Below are 19,132 nucleotides of genomic sequence, written 5' to 3'. Positions count from 1 at the left end.
TGTCCGGAGGCAGCCGGAGGACTTTACTCCCTGCTCGGACAGTCCTGCTCGCACGGAGAGCACATTAAGTGCTCTCCGGCTCGTGCGGAACTCGCGACGGAGCAAAGTCCTCCGTCCGCCTCCTATGGTTACTTGCTTGTGGGGTGCTCGACCTCACGCTGCTTGGCACAAGTGATCTATCTGAAATATCTACCTGTAGGTAAACCCTTGTAGAAAGGTTGACTGTTATGACTAAAGAACTCGATTTTGATGCCATTAAGGCTACTGCGGAGTCCCATCGTGCTGATATGACTCGCTTCCTGCGCGCCATGATCTCGCACCCCTCTGAGTCCTGCGAGGAGGGCGAGGTTGTCGCTTGCATCAAGGCCGAGATGGAGAGCCTTGGCTATGACGAGGTCAAGGTCGATGGCTTGGGTAACGTCATGGGCTTTATGGGCGAGGGCGACAAGATCATCGCCATCGATTCCCACATCGACACTGTCGGCATCGGCAACATCGAGAACTGGGATGCCGATCCCTATGAGGGCTACGAGACCGACGAGATCATCTACGGCCGCGGCGGCTCCGATCAGGAGGGTGGCATGGCTTCTGCTACCTACGCTGCCAAGATGATGAAGGACATGGGCCTCATCCCCGAGGGCTACAAGATCATGGTCGTCGGCACCGTCCAGGAAGAGGACTGCGACGGCATGTGCTGGCAGTACATCTACAACAAGGACGGCATTAAGCCCGAGTTCGTCATTTCCACCGAGCCCACCGACGGCGGCATCTATCGCGGTCACCGCGGCCGCATGGAGATCCGCGTCGACGTTCACGGCACCTCCTGCCACGGCTCCGCTCCCGACCGCGGCGATAACGCCATTTACAAGATGGCCGACATCATCGCCGACGTCCGCGCCCTCAACAACAACGGTTGCGACGAGTCGACCGACATCAAGGGCCTCGTCAAGATGCTCGATCCCAAGTACAACCCCGAGCACTACGAGGATGCCCGCTTCCTGGGCCGCGGCACCTGCACCGTCAGCCAGATCTTCTACACCAGCCCCAGCCGCTGCGCCGTGGCCGATTCCTGCGCCATCTCCATCGACCGTCGTATGACCGCCGGTGAGACCTGGGAGTCTTGCCTGGACGAGATCCGCAACCTGCCGGCCGCCAAGAAGTACGGCGACGACGTGAAGGTCTCCATGTACATGTACGACCGTCCGTCCTGGACCGGCGAGGTCTACGAGACCGAGGCTTACTTCCCCACGTGGATCAACAAGGAGACCGCTCCGCACGTCAAGGCCCTCGTCGACGCCCACAAGGCCATGTTCGGTGACGAGCGCATCGGCTGCGAGCCCAGCATGGACAAGCGCACCGGTCGTCCGCTGTGCGACAAGTGGACCTTCTCCACGAACTGCGTTTCCATCCAGGGCCGCTACGGCATCCCCTGCGTGGGCTTTGGCCCGGGTGCCGAGTCTCAGGCTCACGCTCCCAACGAGGTCACCTACAAGGACGACCTGGTCACCGCTGCCGCCATGTATGTTGCCGCTCTGAACCTCTACGATCCCAGCAAGGCCGACGGCGACGCCACCGTGTTCCGCGCTGGTCTGACCAACAACAAGATCGACTAGTCCCATTCCTCGATTTTGTTGAGCCGGGGACAGCCTATGCCCCCGGCACCTCCTGTTGACTTGGGGCCCGCAGTCGTTATCTCCCATGCTTCCTCAACGGTAGCGGGTCCTCGTCATAGCGCTCTGCATGTTCTAGCCACACGCGCATGCCGGAGCACATCTACTCATTGCAATCGTTTCATCTTTGGAAAGGATATTTACATGGACGCCAAGTTTACCGAGCTCGTCGAGCAGCTGAACGGCCTCGATTTTAAGGGCATGTACGGCAGCGATTTCCTGCACACCTGGGACAAGACCACCGATGAGCTCAAGGCGCTCTACATCGTCGCCGACGCCCTGCGCGAGCTGCGTGAGAACAACGTTTCGTCCAAGATCTTCGACTCGGGCCTGGCCGTCTCCCTGTTCCGCGACAACTCCACCCGTACGCGTTTCTCCTTCTCTAAGGCCGCCAACCTGCTCGGCCTTGAGCTGCAGGACCTGGACGAGAAGAAGTCCCAGATCGCTCACGGCGAGACCGTCCGCGAGACCGCTACTATGATCTCCTTCATGGCCGACGTCATCGGCATCCGCGATGACATGTACATCGGCAAGGGCGACGCCTACATGGCCGAGGTCTCCGAGTCTGTCCAGCAGGCCTACGAGGACGGCGTTCTGGATCACCGTCCCACGCTCATCTCCTTGCAGTCCGACTCCGATCACCCCACGCAGTCCTCTGCCGACATGCTCTACCTCATCAACGAGTTTGGCGGCCTTGAGAACCTCAAGGGCAAGAAGGTTGCCGTCACCTGGGCCTATTCGCCCTCTTACGGCAAGCCGCTGTCCTGCCCGCAGTCGCTGATCAGCCTGCTGCCCCGCTTTGGCATGGACGTCACCCTGGCTCACCCCGAGGGCTACGACCTCATGCCCGAGGTCGTCGAGCGCGCAAAGGGCTATGCCGCCGAGTCCGGCACCACCTTTAAGCAGGTCAACACCATGGCCGAGGCCTTCGAGGGCGCCGACATCGTGATTCCCAAGAGCTGGGCTCCGTTTGCCGCCATGGAGAAGCGCACCAACCTGTACGCCGAGGGCGACGACGCCGGCATCGCCGCGCTCGAGAAGGAGCTGCTCGCCCAGAACGCCACCCATCAGGACTGGTGCTCCACGACCGAGCTCATGGAGAAGACTGCCAACGGTCAGGACACCATCTTTATGCACCCGCTGCCTGCCGACATCTCCGGTGTCTCCTGCGAGCACGGCGAGGTCAACGCCGACGTCTTCGACATGCACCGCGTGGGCATGTACAAGGAGGCCAGCTACAAGCCGTACGCTATCGCAGCCATGATGTTCCTGCAGAAGGTTGCCGATCCCGCCGCTACCCTCAAGGCCCTCGACGAGCGCAACACCGCCCGTTGGTTCCAGGCCTAAAGCCGGGTTGAGGTAAGCCATGTAAAGGGGGCGCTCTGCCAACCGGCGGGGTGCCCCTTTTTTGCATCGCGGGCGTGCGGGATAAGCGCCTTCGATGTGGATGCCCGCGGCGCGAGTTATGGGTACGATGGTTTCAGGGGAGGTATCACCATGAAACTTGGTTGCGTGATTATGGCTTCGGGCGAGGGCAAGCGGTTTGGCTCTAACAAGATGCTTGCCGATATCTATGGCGAGCCGCTGATTGCCCGGACCATCGATTCGGTTCCCCGGGGCTTTGACGTTGTGGTTTCGACGCGTTGGCCCGAGGTCGCCCAGATTTGCGAGGACAAGCATTGCCCGTATGTGCTGCACGATGGCAAGCTCAGGAGCGAAAGCGTCCGTGCGGGCCTTTCGTGGGGGGTCGATCGCAACTGGAAAGGCTGCCTCTTTTTGCCGGGCGACCAGCCGCTCGTGAGTTCGGATTCTTTTGAGGCCATGGTTCGCGCGTTTGATGAGCGTGGCCGCAAGTATCCGGTGCGTCTTGCGTGCAACGGTGAGCCTTCGAGCCCGGTGCTCTTTCCGGCGGAACTGTTCGATGCACTTATGTGTCTTGAGGGTAAGGACGGCGGCGGTTCGATTCTCAAGGACCGTACCGACGTGGTGCTGGTCGAGGCGCGTGCCTACGAGCTGTGGGACGTCGATACCGTCAAGGGACAGCGACGCATAACGGAGCATATCGCCGCCTGCTCGTATTTTGATCGCGTGGCCAACTGCATCAATCAATAAGGAGCAATTATGATCATCATCAAAAACGGCGCACTCGTGACGCCCCAGGGGCTTCGCCGCGCCGATCTTGCCATGGATGGCGATAAGATCGTACGGATTGCCGCGGCGATTGAGCCGGCCGAGGGCGATACCGTCGAGGATGCTGCGGGCTGCTGGGTGTTCCCGGGCTTTATCGATGGGCACACGCACATGCAGTGCTGGACCGGCATGGATTGGACAGCCGATAGCTTTGAGACCGGCACGCGCGCGGCTGCCTGCGGCGGCACGACGACCATTGTGGACTACGCGACGGCCGATCGCGGCGTGACCATGCCCGATGCCTTGGTCGAGTGGCATCATCGCGCCGACGGCACCTGCACCGCCAACTATGCCTTCCATATGGCGCTTGCCGAGTGGAATGAGCGCAACCGCGCCGATCTTTCGGCCATGCGCGAGGCGGGCGTGTCGTCGTTTAAGACCTACTTTGCCTACGACCATCTGCGCCTGGACGATGCCGAGACGCTCGAGGTGCTGGAGGAGCTCAAGCGCGTGGGCGGTATCCTGTGCGTGCATTGCGAGAACGGCACGTTGGTCAACGCGCTGCAGAAGCGCGTGTTTGAGCAGGGTATCCACGGGCCCGAGGGCCATGCGCTCAGCCGTCCGGACGTGTGTGAGGCCGAGGCCGTGAGCCGCCTGCTGTATCTGGCGCACTTGGCCGGGGACGCTCCGGTCAACGTGGTGCACCTTTCGACCAAGCTGGGGCTCGAGGCCATTCGCGCTGCCAAAGCGCGCGGGCAGAAGAACATCTATGTCGAGACATGCCCTCAGTATCTGATACTCGACGACACCTGCTATCTGGAGCAGGGCGAGGACGGCTTTGCGGGCGCCAAGTACGTGATGAGCCCGCCGCTGCGCCATGCCGGTGACCGTGCCGCGCTGCGCGAGGCGCTTGTGGCTGGCGAGATCGATACTATTGCGACCGATCATTGCAGCTTTAACCTGCACGGGCAAAAGGACCGAGGACGCGACGATTTCCGCGCGATTCCCAACGGCGGGCCCGGCGTGGAGCATCGTCCCGTTGCGATTGCCACGAGCTTTGAGGGACAGCTGGGTCCCGAGGATCTGTGCCGCTTGATGAGCGAGAATCCGGCGCGCGTTTTTGGCATGTATCCGCGCAAGGGCTGTCTTGCCGAGGGCGCCGATGCCGACGTGTGCGTGTGGGATCCGTGCGCGCGTTGGACGATCAGCGCCGCGACGCAGCATCAGGCCGTGGACTACACGCCGCTCGAGGGCTTTGAGGCACATGGCCGCGCCAAGGCCGTGTTTGTGAACGGCGTGCTGGCGGCACGCGACGGCGAGCCCACCGGAGCCCAACCCGGCCGCTACGTGCCCCGCTAACGGGAAGACCGCCGGGGTAGCTAATTTGGGAGATGATTTTTTGGGACGGGGTAGCAAAAAGAGCCCCGTCCCAAATTTGCTACCCCTGGAGGCTGGTGGCGATGAGGGGGCGGTTGAGGGCTGCCTCGAAGCGATCTGCCATTGTTGGGTCGGCAAGCGTGTCGGCTTGGTTGAGCATGACGCGTGCGGTGCTGAGTCCCAGCGCCTGCATCTCGGCATTGAGCACCTGGGCGACGCGCTCGGGCGTGGCGATGTCGGTAGGCTCGCAGCCGCAGCGCTCGCAGAAGAGCTCGGGGCGGTGGACAACCTCGGCGACGGGCTTGCCCAGCCCCGAGGCGCCGACGACCCAGACAACGTTTGCCGTGGCGGCGGGAATTACCGGCTCCCAGGCGGCATGCGCCTTGAGCGGGAGTCGCTTGCTGCCATCTGCCTCGGCCAACACATAGTCAAAGCGCTGCGCCAGCTCGTTGGGCGGCTCGGCGGGGGCGGAGAGCTTGCCTGTCTCCGGGTCCAAAACACCCGCCTGGCAGATGCTTCCGCGGCTCATGCCAGCGCATACCTTGCAGGTGCAGCCGGGGGCATGCGCGGCACCCGGCTTCCAAGGCGCGGCATCCAGGCGACGGTTTGACCCGTCCCACGGCACGCCGGCGACGGGAAACATGTGCGTGGTGGTGCAGAGGAGCACGCGACCGCCAGCGCGCATGAGCTCGAGACCCAGCGTCTTTAGCAAGGTCGACTTGCCACCGCTGCCGATAATTGCGGTAATGCCCGGCTCGATCTTGAGCGCGGAGGCAAGGTTTCCGCTCGTCGTTTCCATCGGTTCACCGCCGTATAATACTGTGATAATAAATAATCATCAGAGTAGCGGCCGAACCGCTTTTGCTCTGCTCAAACCGTAGCACAGGGAGGTGCCCCGGGAATGCTCGTTTATGTTCGCGGCGCCGGCGATATCGCCACGGGCGTCGCCGCTCGCTTGGTGCGCGCCGGCGTTTCGGTCGTTATGGCCGATATCGCGGTTCCCACGTGCATCCGCCGCACAATCTGTTTTTGCGAGGCCATTCACCTGGGCGAGGTCGAGGTCGAAGGCATTCGCGCTCGCTTGGCACAGACGCCGGCTGAGGCGCTTGAGATTACCGAGGCTGGAGACGTCGCCGTTGTGGTGGACCCTCAGGCCAAGATGCTCGATGAGCTTAAACCCGCTGCTGTGGTCGACGCGATTTTGGCTAAGCGCAACTTGGGCACCACGCGCGACATGGCGCCTGCCGTCATCGCCGTGGGGCCGGGCTTTACCGCGCCGGTTGACTGCGACGCCGTGGTCGAGACCATGCGTGGGCATTTCCTGGGCCGTGTCATTACCCAAGGTTCGCCCCAGCCCAACACGGGCGTGCCGGGCATTATCGCCGGCTATGGCAAGGAACGTGTTATCCACAGCCCCGCCGCCGGCGTGTTTCGGTCCGACCGCGCAATCGGCGACATCGTGAGCGCCGGAGACGTGATTGGCTACGCGGGCGATACGCCCATGTGCACGCAGATCGATGGCTGTCTGCGCGGGCTTTTGGCGAACGGCGTGCAGGTGACTGAGGGCTTTAAATGCGCCGATGTCGATCCACGCGGCGATGCCAGCTATATCAACTACATTTCGGACAAAGCGACGTCGGTCGGCGGCGGCGTGCTCGAGGCACTCGCTATGCTCACCGGTGTCTTTAGAGGATAGAAGGCGGCAATGGAAAAGCTCGATGTTGTGAATGCGGCGCTTGCCGCCTTGCGTGCTGGTGAGACGTGCGAACTGGTGGTAGTGGCCGGCACAGCGGGGTCGTCGCCGCGCGGCGTGGGCGCCTGGATGGCCGTCTTTGCCGATGGCAGCCAGGCGGGCACTATCGGCGGTGGCAAGATTGAACTCTTTGCGCTGGATGAGGCGCGCGAGCTCCTGAGCGCGGGACAGTCGCGTCTGGTCCGCTACACTATGGGCGGCGAGAACTCCGATACCGGCATGATCTGCGGCGGAGCCATCTGCTTGTGCTACCTGCATCTGGATGCGACCCAGGTACCGTTGTTCCAGGAAATTGCCGACGTCTTGGCCTATCGACGCATCGGCGACTTCGTCATCGACTTTGAGCCGTTTGTCGCGAGCGCGCTCGAGGGCGATGTGGCCGAGTACCATGGCGAGGAATCGCGCCGCACCATTGCGGGCTGCCCCGGGCTTTCGCTGGTGGAGGAGGGGAGTAAGGTCAGCTACACCAACGCGGCCTCCGAGATTCCCGTGGCGCACGTCGAGACGCTCTGCCCCGAGGGCCTGACCTATATCTTTGGCTGCGGCCACGTGGGCGCTGCGACGGCGCGGGTGCTCACGGCGGCGGGTTTTGCCGTCGTGGCCTGCGACGACCGCCCCGGCACGCTGACCCCCGAATGGGTGCCCGGTGTCTACGACCGTCGTCTGGTCGACTACAAGAACCTGAGCGAGCTGTGCCCCATCGGTCCGCGCGACTTGGTGGTTGTGGCCACAGCAGGCCACAAGTCCGATATCGACGTGGTAATCCAGGCCATGCGCGCCAAGCCCGCCTACCTGGGCTGCCTGGGCTCGCGCCGCAAGACGGCCTTTGTGCGCGCCCGCCTGGAGCAGGAGGGCTTTACGCAGGACCAGATCGACGAGCTGCACCTGCCGATCGGCGTTGCCATTCAGGCCGAGGACCCCGAGGAGATCGCCATCTCTATCGCCGCCGAGATGATCCACCTGCGCCGCACCAAACTCGTCCCCCGCAAGCGCTAGTCGCATCCCCATCAATAAGTTGCGGTGAAATGCGGGCTGTTTAAGCCAGTTAAGCCGTCAAACAGTCCCTATTTCACCGCAACTGCCATTTTCCTCCGTCGCATGCGGATCGGTTTGTGCGGGGGAGTTGTGGAGTTGTGCAGGCAGACGAGGTTTTTCTGGAAAAACGCTCCCGATGCGCGTATAGTACCGATTGTTTTGTCGGCTCCTGCTGTGTCGAGTCCAAACCGCGTAATGCCATGAGCGGCGCGGATGCAGCCAGGAGGCACGAGGACAACCCATCGTGGCCACGCCCCGTGCTTAAAACCCCAAGAAGGAGTGAACAATGGCAGAAGAGAAGTATGTGCCGCGTCTGAAGACCAAGTACAACAACGAGGTCAAGCAGCAGCTTCAGGACAAGTTCCAGTACGAGAACGTCATGATGATTCCCAAGTTTGAGAAGATCGTCGTGAACATGGGTGTCGGCGAGGCCGCTACCGATTCCAAGGCCATCGACGGTGCCGTGCGCGACCTGCGCGCCATCACCGGCCAGCAGCCGATGATCACCCGTGCCCGCAAGTCCATCGCTACCTTCCGCCTGCGCGCTGGTATGCCGATCGGCTGCAAGGTTACCCTGCGTGGCGACCGTATGTGGGAGTTCTTCGATCGTCTGACCTCTGTCGCAATCCCCCGTATCCGCGACTTCCGCGGCATCTCCGCCAAGAGCTTCGACGGCCGTGGTAACTTCTCCATGGGCGTCACCGAGCAGCTCATCTTCCCCGAGATTGACTTCGACTCCGTCGATCACCAGCGTGGTATGGACATCACTTTCGTGACCACCGCCAATACCGATGAGGAGGCCAAGGCCCTTCTGGACGCCTTCGGTTTCCCGTTCAAGAAATAGGTTCACCTGCCCTATGAGCGCCGTTCCCAGAAGGGGGCGGCGCTTGGGGCGAACAATACTCTATGTGAGGAGGATATAAGTGGCTAAGACATCGATGATCGTCAAGTGCAATCGCAAGCAGAAGTTCTCTACTCGTGAGTACACGCGCTGCCAGCGCTGCGGCCGTCCGCACTCTGTGTACCGCAAGTTCGGCCTGTGCCGTGTCTGCTTCCGCGAGCTTGCACTCAAGGGCGAGCTTCCCGGCGTTAAGAAGGCCAGCTGGTAAGTCACTACCAGCGTTTCAAGCATCCGTTTGGAACAGGGAAAACGCGCTAGTTAGGCTTTGCCGTTAAGGGCGGCGAAGAACCAAGAGCACGTGTTCATCAAGAACGAAGGAGAATCTGTATGAACCTTACAGACCCGATCGCAGATATGCTTACGCGCATCCGTAACGCTAACTCTGTGAACAAGGCCACGGTCTCCATGCCGAGCAGCAAGAAGCTCGTCGAGATCGCTCGTGTTCTGCACGAGGAGGGCTACATCGAGGGCTACGATGTCGAGGACACCGTTCCCCAGAAGACTCTGCACATCACGCTTAAGTATGGTCCCAAGAAGGCTAAGGTCATCAACGGCATCCGCCGCATTTCCAAGCCGGGCCTGCGTAAGTACACCGGCGTTGCCGACATGCCCCGCGTCCGCGGTGGCCTTGGTACCGCCATTATTTCCACCAGCCATGGCGTCATGACCGACCGCGATGCTCGCAAGCACAACGTCGGCGGCGAGATCATCGCTTACGTCTGGTAATTCGCTCGGTAGGTAGAAGGAAAGGAGATCACCGTGTCTCGTATCGGTAATAAGCCTGTCCAGATTCCCGCCGGAGTCGAAGTGGCAGTCAACGGCAACAACGTTGTCGTCAAGGGCCCCAAGGGCCAGCTCGAGCTCGATGTCTTTGAGAAGCTCGCTATCAACATCGAGGACAACGTCCTCACCGTTTCCCGTCCCGACGACGAGCGTGAGACCCGTGCCCGCCACGGCCTCACCCGTGCCCTCATCCACAACATGGTTGTTGGCGTTTCCGAGGGCTTCGAGAAGAAGCTCGAGCTCGCCGGCGTCGGTTACCGCGTGCAGCAGAAGGGCAAGAACCTCGAGTTCTCCCTGGGCTTCTCGCACCCCGTGATCGTCGAGGCTCCCGAGGGCATCACCTTCGAGGTTCCCGACAACACCCACGTGAACGTCAAGGGTATCAACAAGCAGCAGGTCGGTCAGATCGCCGCTGAGATCCGCGGCCATCGTCCTCCCGAGCCTTACAAGGGCAAGGGTATCCACTACGTTGGCGAGCACATCCGCCGCAAGCTGGGTAAGGCCGCCAAGTAGTCGTAACCGACTCACTCGCATAAGACCAGCACCCCGTCAGGTGCTGGCAAGATCAACCTTTTTAGGAGTTTACGTATGAACAAGCATAAGGCGAAGCTGGAAGGCCTCAAGCGTCGTCAGCGTCGTGTTCGCGGCAAGGTCTCGGGTACTTCCGAGCGTCCGCGTCTTCGCGTGACCCGTACTAACGCCAACATCTATGCCCAGATCATCGACGACAGCAAGGGCTCCAGCCTGACGCTCGTCTCTGCCTCGACCCTCGAGGCCGAGTTCAAGGGCACCCACACCTCGAACAAGGAGGCTGCGGAGAAGGTCGGTCAGCTCGTTGGCAAGCGTGCCATCGAGGCCGGCATCACCAAGGTCGCCTTCGATCGCGGTGGCCGTATCTACCATGGCCGCGTCAAGGCCCTCGCCGACGGTGCTCGTGCCGCCGGTCTCGAGTTCTAGGAGGTATGTAGCACATGGCTCGTAATCAGAAGCAGCAGCGCGAGGCCTCCGAGTTCGAGGAGCGCGTCGTTTACATCAACCGCGTGTCGAAGACCGTCAAGGGTGGTCGTCGCATGAGCCTCGTCGCTCTCGTCGTCGTTGGCGACGGCAAGGGCAACGTCGGCGTTGGCATGGGCAAGTCCGCTGAGGTGCCCCTGGCCATCTCCAAGGCGTCTCTCGATGCCAAGAAGAACATGTTCCACGTGCCGGTGACCGAGCAGGGCACCATCCCGCACGAGGTTCTCGGCCACTTTGGTGCCGGCCGCATCATCATCAAGCCCGCTGTCGAGGGTACCGGCGTTATCGCCGGCGGCGCTGTGCGTCCCCTCTTCGAGCTTGCTGGCATCAAGAACGTCCTGTCCAAGTCCCTCGGTACCGACAACGGCCTCAACATCATCAAGGCTGCCGTCGAGGGCCTCAAGGAGCTCTCCAGCCCTGAGGACGTCGCGGCTCGCCGTGGCCTGACGGTCTCCGAGATGTTCGTCGGTAAGGAGAACTAAGCATGGCTGACACCATCAAGATCAAGCAGGTCCGCAGCACCAACGGTTGCAAGCAGGACCAGGTCCGTACTGTCCGTGCCCTCGGTCTCCACAGGATCCGCGAGGTTCGCGAGATTGCTGACAACGAGTCCGTCCGCGGCATGATCTTCAAGGTCAAGCACCTTGTCGAGATTGTAGAGGAGTAGCAAATGCAGCTTCACGATCTTACTCCCGCGCCCGGTTCCACCAAGAACCGCAAGCGCGTCGGCCGTGGCAATTCTTCGGGTCACGGCACCACTTCTGGCCGCGGTCAGAAGGGCCAGGGCTCTCGCTCTGGCGGCACCAAGGGTGCCGGCTTCGAGGGCGGCCAGACTCCGCTGGCTATGCGCCTGCCCAAGCTTCCGGGCTTCCGCAACCCCCGTCGTATCGAGTACACCGCTGTTAACGTTGAGCGTCTCGAGCGTAAGTTCGAGGACGGCGCTGTAATCGACGGTGCCGCTCTTAAGGCCGCTCGCATCACCAAGAGCGAGTTCGAGCCCGTCAAGGTGCTCGGCAATGGTGAGCTCACCAAGAAGTTCACGGTCAAGGTCGACAAGGTCAGCGCTTCTGCGCAGGCCAAGATCGAGGCCGCCGGCGGAAAGGTCGAGCTGCCGTGCTAAATGGTCTTAAGAATGCTTTCCGCATCAAAGAATTGCGCGAAAAGATTCTTTTTACCATAGCTATGCTCGTCGTGTACCGCATTGGTGCGCACGTTCCTGTGCCCGGCATTCCCTTCCAGGGGATGCTGGGCCTTTTCTCGACCGATAACAATTCGGTCGCCGCAGGTGCTATGGCCCTCCTGAATCTTTTCTCTGGCGGCGCGTTGAGCTATGTGTCGGTGTTTTCGCTGGGCATCATGCCTTACATCACCAGCTCGATCATCCTCCAGATGCTCCAGGCCGTTGTGCCTTCCCTGCATGAGCTTGCCCGCGAGGGCGAGGTCGGTCAGACCAAGATTACGCAGTATTCGCGTTACCTCACCCTGGCTCTGGCAATCCTCAACTCCGTGGGTTACCTCTTCCTCTTTAAGAGCTTCGGCATCAGCTTCAATGGCGCCGGCGCTCCCGAGATCATCTTCGACCTCATGATCGTCGGCACGCTCACCGCGGGCGCCATGCTGATTATGTGGATTGGTGAGCTCATCACCCAGCGCGGTATCGGCAATGGCATGTCGCTGATCATCTTTGCGAACATCATGGCCGGTCTGCCGCAGGCGATCTTCTCCAGCACCGAGGGCAATGCCGGTGGCATCATCACCATGGTGATCATCTGCGCCATCATCCTGCTGGTTATTCCGCTGATTGTTTTCCTTGAGCGCGGCCAGCGCCGCATCCCGGTCTCCTACGCCAAACGCGTCGTTGGCCGTCGCATGATGGGTGGCCAGACCACCTACCTGCCCATCAAGGTCAACACCGCGGGTGTCGTGCCGATCATCTTCGCTTCGGCGCTGCTGTACTTCCCGGCTCAGATTGCCGTGTTCTTCCCCGGCATCGGCTGGATTCAGGCAGTTGCCTCCGCGCTTTCGACCGGTTGGCTCAACTGGGTGCTTAACGTTGTCCTCATCGTGTTCTTCGCGTACTTCTACATCTCCATGGTGTTCAATCCCGATGACACGGCCGACAACCTTAAGAAGCAGGGCGGCTTTATTCCGGGCGTGCGTCCGGGTAGGGCTACCGCGGCCTACATCAAGAACGCGCTCAACAAGATCACGCTTCCCAGCGCTGTCTTTTTGGCGCTCATCGCCATCGTGCCTTCGATCATCTTCTCCTTCACGGGTAACCATCTAATCCAGGCTTTTGGCGGAACGTCCATCCTCATCATGGTCGGCGTCGTGCTCGACACGGTCGATAAGCTCGAAGGCCAGATCAAGATGTATGATTACGATGGATTCTTTAAATAGGCTAGAGGAGGATTGCTCATGAACCTCGTATTGCTCGGAGCTCCGGGTGCCGGTAAGGGCACCGTCGCACAGGAGCTCGTCGCCGAGTTTGGCGTCGCCCACATTTCCACGGGCGACCTGCTGCGTGCTGCCGTCAAGGGCGGCACCGAGCTTGGTATTCAGGCTAAGAAGTACATGGACGCTGGCGAGCTCGTTCCCGACCAGCTCGTGATCGACCTTGTCAAGGAGCGCCTTGCCGCCGATGACGCCCAGCAGGGCTTCATTCTCGACGGCTTCCCGCGCAACACCGCCCAGGCTGTGACGCTCGATTCCGAGCTCTCCGCCATGGGTCGCGAGATCGATTGCGCCCTTCTGGTCGATGTGGCCCCCGAGGTCATCATCGATCGTCTGTCTTCGCGTCGCACCTGCCGCGCCTGCGGTTACACCGGCACTGCTGCCGATGCCACCTGCCCCAAGTGCGCCGGCGAGATGTATCAGCGCGACGACGACAAGCCCGAGACCATCAAGAACCGTCTCGACGTCTACGAGAAGTCCACGAGCCCGCTCGTCGACTACTATCGTGGCCAGGGTCTGCTCAAGTCGGTCAACGGTGACCAGGCTCGCGAGACCGTGTACGGGGATGTCAAAGAGGCTCTCGGTCTATGATCAAGATTAAGTCTGCAACGCAAATCGAGCAGATGAAGAAGGCAGGAGCGCTATCTAAGATGGCGCTCCGCCACGTTGGAGCCATGGTGCGCCCTGGTGTTTCGACCTTTGAGCTCGATCAGCTCGCGGAGCAGATTATCCGTATGCATGGCGGCACCCCGGCCTTTAAGGGTTACGGCGGGTTCCCCGGTACCATTTGCGCATCGATTAACGATGCCGTGGTCCACGGTATTCCCAACCCCGACATGATCCTGCGCGATGGCGATATCATCTCCATCGATACGGGAGCTGTCGTTGACGGTTGGGTTGGCGATAACGCTTGGACGTTTTTTGTCGGCACACCCACGCCCGAGGCCAAGGCCCTGTGCGAGGTCACGCGCGATTGCCTTAAGGCTGCCATCGAGCAGGCTGTTCCCGGTAACCATATCGGGGATGTTGGTTACGCCGTTCAGTCCCTCGCCGAGTCTCACGGTTACGGCGTGCTTCGTGACTATGTGGGCCATGGCATTGGCCGCGTGATGCACGAGGACCCCAACGTTCCTAACTATGGAAAGAAGGGGAGGGGCGTTCGCCTCCAGGCCGGCATGGTCATTGCCATCGAGCCGATGGTTACGATGGGTTCCAACCATGTGAGCACGGGCTCCGACGGTTGGATCGTCACGACCAACGACCACCTGCCCGCCGCGCACTACGAGAACACCGTCGCCATTACCAATGACGGCCCGGTGATTCTCACCACGGATGCCCAAGGTGCTTGGTGTTCCTTGCAGGGCGGTGAAATGTAGGGGTCCAGTTCAAATACGTCGGCATCTACATTTCTGTAAAGTAACAAGTTCCGCTTAGTTGTGGAGCCATTACGAAGATATTACGATACGTGCATGCGTATTGTAGAATACTCAATCGCTGTCGTTTTCTAGAGAAAGATGATTGCTTGTGAAGAAGGAAGACGCAATTGAGCTCGAGGGTACGGTAAAGGAACCGCTGCCCAATGCCATGTTTAAGGTCGAGCTCGAGAACGGTCATTCGGTTCTGTGCAACATTTCTGGCAAGATCCGAATGAATTACATCCGTATTCTCCCCGGTGACAGGGTTGTCGTGGAGCTTTCCCCGTACGACCTGACCCGCGGCCGCATCACCTATCGCTACAAATAGCGGCACGCATACGCGCACTCCATTTCCGACTGCAGGCTTAGCTCAACCTACGGTCGGATTGTGTGTGAAGACCAGCCATAGTTTTAAACGCCTGCGGCTGGGCGAGTAGATAGTAGGGAAGTAGTTTGAGCGCTACCGAAAGGAAGAACGATGAAGGTACGTCCTTCGGTCAAGAAGATGTGCGATAAGTGCAAAATCATTAGGCGCCATGGCAAGGTCCTCGTCATTTGCGAGAACCCCCGTCATAAGCAGCGTCAGGGTTAAGAGAGGAGACTACGTTGGCCCGTATTAATGGTGTCGACCTCCCGCGTGAGAAGCGCGTTGAGATCGGTCTGACCTACATTTACGGCATCGGCCGCACCACTGCGACGAAGATCTGCGTCGAGTGCAACGTTAACGTGGATACGCGCGTTAAGGACCTCACCGAGGATGAGGTTAACGCCATCCGTGATTATATCGATAAGAACCAGATCATGGTTGAGGGCGACCTCCGCCGTGAGCGCAACCAGAACGTCAAGCGCCTTATGGACATCGGCTGCAACCGCGGCCTTCGTCACCGCAAGGGCCTCCCGGTCCGCGGCCAGCGCACCCACACTAACGCTCGTACCCGCAAGGGCCCGAAGCGTCAGATCGGTGCTAAGAAGAAGAAATAAGGAGCGCTAGATAGATGGCTACTGCTAAGAAGAACGTTCGCGCTGCCCGTCTGAAGCGCGCGGACCGTAAGAACATTTCCGTGGGCCAGGCTCACATCCGTTCTACGTTCAACAACACGATCGTTTCGATCACCGATCCCCAGGGCAACGTCATTTCCTGGAAGTCGGCTGGCCAGGTGGGCTTCAAGGGCTCCCGTAAGTCCACGCCGTTCGCTGCCCAGATGGCTGCCGAGGCTGCTGCCAAGCAGGCCATGGAGCACGGTATGAAGAAGGTTTCCGTCTTCGTCAAGGGCCCCGGCTCCGGTCGTGAGACCGCCATCCGCTCCCTCCAGGCTGCTGGCCTCGAGGTCTCGAGCATCCAGGACAAGACCCCCATTCCGCACAACGGCTGCCGCCCCAAGAAGCGTCGCCGCGTGTAACTGAAAGGATCGTATCAATATGGCAATCGACAGGACTCCTGTTCTTAAGCGCTGCCGTCAGCTCGGGATCGATCCCGCTGAGCTCGGTTACAGCAGCAAGAAGGAATCTATCCGTCAGCCCAAGCGCCGTCGCAAGGAATCTGAGTACGGCATGCAGCTGCGCGAGAAGCAGAAGGTCAAGTTCATCTATGGCGTTCTGGAGAAGCAGTTCCACGGCTACTTCAACAAGGCCCGTAAGATGAACGGCGTCACCGGTGAGAACCTCATGATCATCCTTGAGTCTCGCCTTGACAACGTCGTCTTCCGTCTTGGCTTCGCCCGCACCCGCAAAGAGGCTCGTCAGTCCGTCCGTCACGGTCACTTCACCGTGAACGGCAAGCGCGTGGATATTCCGTCCTACCGCGTCAAGGCCGGCGACGTCGTCGCAGTCGGCGAGAAGTTCCGTGACCTCCTCCCCATCAAGGAGGCTCTGATTTCCTCCGAGCGCTTTGAGGTCCCTGGCTGGCTCGAGGTCGATATCGAGAAGCTGTCTGGTAACGTGCTCGCTCTGCCGACGCGTGAGCAGATCAGCGGTGATATCAACGAGCAGCTCATCGTCGAGCTCTACTCTAAGTAGTCCATCCGGGCTGCTGAGGCTGGAGGTAATACATGTCAGAATTCATTAGGCCTCAGGTTCAGGTCGAAGAGATCAACGAGACGTCTGCTCGTGTCTCCGTCGAGCCGCTCGAGCGTGGCTACGGCGATACGCTGGGTAACTCCCTTCGTCGCGTTCTTCTGTCCTCGCTCGAGGGTGCCGCCGTCGAGGCTATTCAGATCGATGGTGCGCAGCACGAGTTCATGACCATCCCTAACATGGTCGAGGATGTCACCGACATCGTCCTGAATGTCAAGGGTCTTGTCTTCAGGGCTCTCGGCACGACCGACGAGGCGACTGCCACCATCTCGGTTGACGGCCCCTGCGAGGTCACCGGTGCGGACTTCTTTATTCCGTCCGAGTTTGAGCTGGTCAACCCCGAGCAGCACATCGCTACGCTCACCGAGGGTGGCCATCTCACCATGAGCATGCGCATCGGCTATGGCCGCGGCTATGTTTCTGGCGAGGCCAACAAGCGCGACAACGATCCCATCGGTGTGATCCATGTCGACTCGCTGTACTCGCCGGTTTCCCGTTGCGCCAAGCTCGTTGAGGCTTGCCGTGTCGGTCAGCATACCGACTACGACCGCCTTGTCCTCGAGATCGAGACCAACGGCTCCATCGCCCCGCGCGACGCCGTGGTCCAGGCTGCCAATATCATCAACCAGCATATGGCCGCCTTTATGAACCTTGCCGAGACCCCCGAGGTCGAGGAGGAGGCTTCGATCTTCGCTCCCGAGGTCACCAACGACAACGCCGAGCTGGACAAGCAGATCGAGGATCTGGACCTTTCCGTCCGTTCCTACAACTGCCTTAAGCGCGCCAGCATTCACTCGGTCCGTCAGCTCGTTGAGTTCTCGGAGAACGATCTGCTCAACATCCGTAATTTCGGTGTTAAGTCGATCGAGGAAGTGAAGGACAAGCTTGAGTCCATGGGCCTGAGCCTGAAGGCTTAATGCTTCGCATATTTGAGGAGAAACTAGACCATGCGTCACAACGTTAAGAAGGGCCTTAAGCTCGGCACCGATGCGAGCCACACCAAGGCCATGAAGAAGAGCCTTGCTAAGGCCCTCTTCGAGAACGACCGCATCAAGACCACCGAGACCCGCGCTAAGGCGCTGCGTTCGGTCGTCGATCCGATCATCACTTGGGCCAAGAAGGGCGACCTGCACTCTCGTCGTCTGGCTATCGCCAAGCTCGGCGATAAGCAGCTCGTTGCCGAGATTTTCGACAAGGCTGCTCAGGGCATGTGGCAGGACCGCAACGGCGGTTACACCCGCATCATGAAGCTCGGTAACCGTAAGGGCGACAACGCTCCCATCGTTATCATGGAGCTCGTCACCGAGCCTTGCACGCCTAAGGCCAAAAAGGCTGCTCCGGCCCCCAAGAAGGCCGCTGCTCCCAAGAAGGTCGAGGCTGTCGAGGAGACCGCTGCCGAGGAGGCTCCTGCTGAGGAGACCGCTGAGTAGACATTCCGTCTGCATAGGCTATATTCGAGGGGTACGTTCGCGTACCCCTCTTTTTTGTCGCGATACCGTTGCTTGTTTGTTGGGAGCGCCCATGACTGCGCCGTCTGATTTCAATTCGATTTCCGAGCTTGACGCCACGCTCGTATTTCGCGTGGCCTATGATGGCTCGTCGTATAGCGGATTTGCCGAGCAGCCGGGACAGACGACGGTTGCGGGTGAGCTACGTCGAGCCATCGAGACGCTGCTTCGCCGCCCGATCGATCTGACGTGTGCGGGGCGTACCGATGCCGGCGTGCATGCCGTGGCTCAGTACATCAGCGTGCCCGTAACGGACGCTGAGCTCGCTTGTACGCGCCGTAGGTGGCTGCGGGCTATGGATGCCCTTCTGCCCAAAGATATCGCCATAAACGAGGTCTACAAGGCCCGTAAAGGCTTTTCTGCGCGTTTTGACGCGCGCACCCGTACGTATACGTACCGTATTGCCGATCGAGATGCGCGCCCCGTGCTGTCCCGCGGTGCCGTGTGGTGGCATCGCTATCCCTTGGATGTTGAGGCTATGTCTGCTGCCTGCCCCGCACTGCTGGGCGAGCAGGACTTTAAAAGCTTTTGCAAGGTTGCTTCGGCCGTTGGCAAGCCCACGCATCGCTGCGTGATGCGTGCCGAATTTGGCCATGAGGTTGCGTTTGGCGAGGACATCCTGACGTTCACCATCGAGGGCAATGCGTTTCTGCATTCGATGGTCCGTACGATCGTGGGCACGCTTGTCGAGATTGGCATGCATCGCCGTGAACCCGGGTGGATGCGCGAGGTTATCGATGCTTGCGACCGCACCGCTGCGGGCCCCACGGCTCCTGCCTGCGGCCTTACGTTTATGGGCGTGGATTACGATCCCGCCGAGCTTGTCGTGCTCGACTAGGGGAGGGCTCGACGTGTCGTGCGTCGACACCTGTCATCTGTGGGCTGCGCGTGTGCAACATCTGTTCTTGGCGTGCAATGCAACCGGTGTCTCATTGCTTTTATTGCCGGGGTGTACCATGAACCACGGTTTGATTCATTGCTGTCGAGAGGACGGATAATTTGGTTCGACGTGGCTCGCA

26 protein-coding genes are annotated in these 19,132 nt (G+C 60.4%); 25 read left to right on the top strand and 1 reads right to left on the bottom strand.

What is annotated here, in order from left to right:
* The first annotated feature begins 227 nt into the window (after positions 1-227).
* The 4 genes from DXD16_RS02385 (at position 228) to hydA (ending at position 5,159) form a co-directional block, all read left to right on the top strand.
* The gene (locus DXD16_RS02385) at positions 228-1,613 is read left to right on the top strand and encodes a YgeY family selenium metabolism-linked hydrolase (protein WP_117655006.1); all 1,386 of its coding nucleotides are present in this window, start codon (positions 228-230) and stop codon (positions 1,611-1,613) included.
* Between the two features lie 201 nt (positions 1,614-1,814).
* Positions 1,815-3,017, top strand: a complete 1,203-nt coding sequence (gene ygeW / locus DXD16_RS02380; RefSeq protein ID WP_055252229.1) for a knotted carbamoyltransferase YgeW — start codon at positions 1,815-1,817, stop codon at positions 3,015-3,017.
* Positions 3,018-3,167: 150 nt separating this feature from the next.
* Complete coding sequence (locus DXD16_RS02375) at positions 3,168-3,782, top strand: nucleotidyltransferase family protein (protein ID WP_117655005.1); 615 nt, start codon at positions 3,168-3,170, stop codon at positions 3,780-3,782.
* A gap of 9 nt (positions 3,783-3,791) precedes the next feature.
* Positions 3,792-5,159 (top strand): dihydropyrimidinase, encoded by a 1,368-nt coding sequence (gene hydA, locus DXD16_RS02370; RefSeq protein ID WP_117655004.1) that lies wholly within the window; start codon positions 3,792-3,794, stop codon positions 5,157-5,159.
* A gap of 79 nt (positions 5,160-5,238) precedes the next feature.
* Here hydA and yqeC read toward each other — a convergent pair whose 3' ends face one another.
* A complete protein-coding gene (gene yqeC, locus DXD16_RS02365) occupies positions 5,239-5,976 on the bottom strand; it encodes a selenium cofactor biosynthesis protein YqeC (RefSeq protein WP_117655003.1) in 738 nt (245 codons plus the stop codon).
* A 102-nt stretch (positions 5,977-6,078) separates the two neighbouring features.
* Here yqeC and yqeB point away from each other — a divergent pair, with 102 nt between their 5' ends.
* The 21 genes from yqeB (at position 6,079) to truA (ending at position 18,951) form a co-directional block, all read left to right on the top strand.
* A complete protein-coding gene (gene yqeB / locus DXD16_RS02360) occupies positions 6,079-6,873 on the top strand; it encodes a selenium-dependent molybdenum cofactor biosynthesis protein YqeB (RefSeq protein WP_117655002.1) in 795 nt (264 codons plus the stop codon).
* Positions 6,874-6,882: 9 nt separating this feature from the next.
* The gene (locus tag DXD16_RS02355; protein ID WP_117655001.1) at positions 6,883-7,926 is read left to right on the top strand and encodes an XdhC family protein; all 1,044 of its coding nucleotides are present in this window, start codon (positions 6,883-6,885) and stop codon (positions 7,924-7,926) included.
* Between the two features lie 325 nt (positions 7,927-8,251).
* Positions 8,252-8,809: a 50S ribosomal protein L5 gene (rplE, locus tag DXD16_RS02350; RefSeq protein WP_006235260.1), complete on the top strand. Its 558-nt coding sequence runs from the start codon at positions 8,252-8,254 to the stop codon at positions 8,807-8,809.
* A gap of 79 nt (positions 8,810-8,888) precedes the next feature.
* The gene (locus DXD16_RS02345) at positions 8,889-9,074 is read left to right on the top strand and encodes a type Z 30S ribosomal protein S14 (protein ID WP_022094280.1); all 186 of its coding nucleotides are present in this window, start codon (positions 8,889-8,891) and stop codon (positions 9,072-9,074) included.
* 119 nt (positions 9,075-9,193) lie between these two features.
* A complete protein-coding gene (rpsH, locus tag DXD16_RS02340; protein ID WP_006235262.1) occupies positions 9,194-9,592 on the top strand; it encodes a 30S ribosomal protein S8 in 399 nt (132 codons plus the stop codon).
* Between the two features lie 33 nt (positions 9,593-9,625).
* On the top strand, positions 9,626-10,162 hold the full coding sequence (rplF, locus tag DXD16_RS02335; protein WP_117564182.1) for a 50S ribosomal protein L6: 537 nt from the start codon (positions 9,626-9,628) through the stop codon (positions 10,160-10,162).
* A 75-nt stretch (positions 10,163-10,237) separates the two neighbouring features.
* Positions 10,238-10,606 carry a 50S ribosomal protein L18 gene (gene rplR, locus DXD16_RS02330; RefSeq protein ID WP_006235264.1) on the top strand — a complete coding sequence of 123 codons (369 nt, stop codon included), beginning with the start codon at positions 10,238-10,240 and terminating at the stop codon, positions 10,604-10,606.
* A 14-nt stretch (positions 10,607-10,620) separates the two neighbouring features.
* On the top strand, positions 10,621-11,145 hold the full coding sequence (gene rpsE / locus DXD16_RS02325; protein ID WP_055252236.1) for a 30S ribosomal protein S5: 525 nt from the start codon (positions 10,621-10,623) through the stop codon (positions 11,143-11,145).
* A gap of 2 nt (positions 11,146-11,147) precedes the next feature.
* A complete protein-coding gene (rpmD, locus tag DXD16_RS02320; protein WP_006235266.1) occupies positions 11,148-11,330 on the top strand; it encodes a 50S ribosomal protein L30 in 183 nt (60 codons plus the stop codon).
* A gap of 3 nt (positions 11,331-11,333) precedes the next feature.
* Entirely contained in the window at positions 11,334-11,783 is a 450-nt protein-coding gene (rplO, locus tag DXD16_RS02315) for a 50S ribosomal protein L15 (protein ID WP_006235267.1), read from the top strand.
* Positions 11,777-13,063 (top strand): preprotein translocase subunit SecY, encoded by a 1,287-nt coding sequence (secY, locus tag DXD16_RS02310; protein WP_117655000.1) that lies wholly within the window; start codon positions 11,777-11,779, stop codon positions 13,061-13,063. The genes rplO and secY overlap by 7 nt, the downstream gene beginning before the upstream one ends.
* An 18-nt stretch (positions 13,064-13,081) precedes the next feature.
* Positions 13,082-13,708, top strand: a complete 627-nt coding sequence (locus DXD16_RS02305) for an adenylate kinase (protein WP_055252238.1) — start codon at positions 13,082-13,084, stop codon at positions 13,706-13,708.
* Positions 13,705-14,493: a type I methionyl aminopeptidase gene (gene map, locus DXD16_RS02300; RefSeq protein ID WP_006235270.1), complete on the top strand. Its 789-nt coding sequence runs from the start codon at positions 13,705-13,707 to the stop codon at positions 14,491-14,493. Before DXD16_RS02305 ends, map begins: the two co-directional genes overlap by 4 nt.
* 148 nt (positions 14,494-14,641) lie before the next feature.
* Positions 14,642-14,860 carry a translation initiation factor IF-1 gene (infA, locus tag DXD16_RS02295; protein WP_035137443.1) on the top strand — a complete coding sequence of 73 codons (219 nt, stop codon included), beginning with the start codon at positions 14,642-14,644 and terminating at the stop codon, positions 14,858-14,860.
* 150 nt (positions 14,861-15,010) lie between these two features.
* Positions 15,011-15,124 (top strand): 50S ribosomal protein L36, encoded by a 114-nt coding sequence (gene rpmJ / locus DXD16_RS02290; RefSeq protein WP_006363204.1) that lies wholly within the window; start codon positions 15,011-15,013, stop codon positions 15,122-15,124.
* 14 nt (positions 15,125-15,138) lie between these two features.
* Positions 15,139-15,513, top strand: coding sequence for a 30S ribosomal protein S13 (rpsM, locus tag DXD16_RS02285; protein WP_022094275.1), 375 nt, complete (start codon positions 15,139-15,141; stop codon positions 15,511-15,513).
* Positions 15,514-15,527: 14 nt separating this feature from the next.
* Positions 15,528-15,932: a 30S ribosomal protein S11 gene (rpsK, locus tag DXD16_RS02280; protein WP_006235274.1), complete on the top strand. Its 405-nt coding sequence runs from the start codon at positions 15,528-15,530 to the stop codon at positions 15,930-15,932.
* A 19-nt stretch (positions 15,933-15,951) separates the two neighbouring features.
* The gene (rpsD, locus tag DXD16_RS02275; protein WP_006235275.1) at positions 15,952-16,548 is read left to right on the top strand and encodes a 30S ribosomal protein S4; all 597 of its coding nucleotides are present in this window, start codon (positions 15,952-15,954) and stop codon (positions 16,546-16,548) included.
* Between the two features lie 32 nt (positions 16,549-16,580).
* Complete coding sequence (locus tag DXD16_RS02270; RefSeq protein ID WP_006235276.1) at positions 16,581-17,522, top strand: DNA-directed RNA polymerase subunit alpha; 942 nt, start codon at positions 16,581-16,583, stop codon at positions 17,520-17,522.
* A gap of 30 nt (positions 17,523-17,552) precedes the next feature.
* The gene (gene rplQ / locus DXD16_RS02265; RefSeq protein ID WP_089573564.1) at positions 17,553-18,035 is read left to right on the top strand and encodes a 50S ribosomal protein L17; all 483 of its coding nucleotides are present in this window, start codon (positions 17,553-17,555) and stop codon (positions 18,033-18,035) included.
* Between the two features lie 91 nt (positions 18,036-18,126).
* Positions 18,127-18,951: a tRNA pseudouridine(38-40) synthase TruA gene (gene truA, locus DXD16_RS02260; RefSeq protein WP_117654999.1), complete on the top strand. Its 825-nt coding sequence runs from the start codon at positions 18,127-18,129 to the stop codon at positions 18,949-18,951.
* The last annotated feature ends 181 nt before the right edge of the window (positions 18,952-19,132 follow it).

It is taken from the genome of Collinsella sp. TF11-5AC (assembly GCF_003436775.1).
GTDB lineage: Bacteria > Actinomycetota > Coriobacteriia > Coriobacteriales > Coriobacteriaceae > Collinsella.
The sequence above is the reverse complement of the archived record's forward strand: the minus strand, read 5'-3'. Positions and strand labels throughout refer to the sequence as shown.

What these genes read in the sequence shown, in the direction of transcription:
- rplE (WP_006235260.1), top strand. Translation starts at nt 8,252, where the DNA reads ATGGCAGAAGAGAAGTATGTGCCGCGTCTGAAGACCAAGTACAACAAC.
- truA (WP_117654999.1), top strand. Translation starts at nt 18,127, where the DNA reads ATGACTGCGCCGTCTGATTTCAATTCGATTTCCGAGCTTGACGCCACG.
- rplO (WP_006235267.1), top strand. Translation starts at nt 11,334, where the DNA reads ATGCAGCTTCACGATCTTACTCCCGCGCCCGGTTCCACCAAGAACCGC.
- DXD16_RS02385 (WP_117655006.1), top strand. Translation starts at nt 228, where the DNA reads ATGACTAAAGAACTCGATTTTGATGCCATTAAGGCTACTGCGGAGTCC.
- rpsH (WP_006235262.1), top strand. Translation starts at nt 9,194, where the DNA reads ATGAACCTTACAGACCCGATCGCAGATATGCTTACGCGCATCCGTAAC.
- rpmJ (WP_006363204.1), top strand. Translation starts at nt 15,011, where the DNA reads ATGAAGGTACGTCCTTCGGTCAAGAAGATGTGCGATAAGTGCAAAATC.
- ygeW (WP_055252229.1), top strand. Translation starts at nt 1,815, where the DNA reads ATGGACGCCAAGTTTACCGAGCTCGTCGAGCAGCTGAACGGCCTCGAT.
- rpsE (WP_055252236.1), top strand. Translation starts at nt 10,621, where the DNA reads ATGGCTCGTAATCAGAAGCAGCAGCGCGAGGCCTCCGAGTTCGAGGAG.
- yqeB (WP_117655002.1), top strand. Translation starts at nt 6,079, where the DNA reads ATGCTCGTTTATGTTCGCGGCGCCGGCGATATCGCCACGGGCGTCGCC.
- map (WP_006235270.1), top strand. Translation starts at nt 13,705, where the DNA reads ATGATCAAGATTAAGTCTGCAACGCAAATCGAGCAGATGAAGAAGGCA.
- rplQ (WP_089573564.1), top strand. Translation starts at nt 17,553, where the DNA reads ATGCGTCACAACGTTAAGAAGGGCCTTAAGCTCGGCACCGATGCGAGC.
- DXD16_RS02375 (WP_117655005.1), top strand. Translation starts at nt 3,168, where the DNA reads ATGAAACTTGGTTGCGTGATTATGGCTTCGGGCGAGGGCAAGCGGTTT.
- DXD16_RS02355 (WP_117655001.1), top strand. Translation starts at nt 6,883, where the DNA reads ATGGAAAAGCTCGATGTTGTGAATGCGGCGCTTGCCGCCTTGCGTGCT.
- rpsD (WP_006235275.1), top strand. Translation starts at nt 15,952, where the DNA reads ATGGCAATCGACAGGACTCCTGTTCTTAAGCGCTGCCGTCAGCTCGGG.
- hydA (WP_117655004.1), top strand. Translation starts at nt 3,792, where the DNA reads ATGATCATCATCAAAAACGGCGCACTCGTGACGCCCCAGGGGCTTCGC.
- rplR (WP_006235264.1), top strand. Translation starts at nt 10,238, where the DNA reads ATGAACAAGCATAAGGCGAAGCTGGAAGGCCTCAAGCGTCGTCAGCGT.
- rpmD (WP_006235266.1), top strand. Translation starts at nt 11,148, where the DNA reads ATGGCTGACACCATCAAGATCAAGCAGGTCCGCAGCACCAACGGTTGC.
- yqeC (WP_117655003.1), bottom strand. Translation starts at nt 5,976, where the DNA reads ATGGAAACGACGAGCGGAAACCTTGCCTCCGCGCTCAAGATCGAGCCG.
- DXD16_RS02270 (WP_006235276.1), top strand. Translation starts at nt 16,581, where the DNA reads ATGTCAGAATTCATTAGGCCTCAGGTTCAGGTCGAAGAGATCAACGAG.
- rpsK (WP_006235274.1), top strand. Translation starts at nt 15,528, where the DNA reads ATGGCTACTGCTAAGAAGAACGTTCGCGCTGCCCGTCTGAAGCGCGCG.
- DXD16_RS02305 (WP_055252238.1), top strand. Translation starts at nt 13,082, where the DNA reads ATGAACCTCGTATTGCTCGGAGCTCCGGGTGCCGGTAAGGGCACCGTC.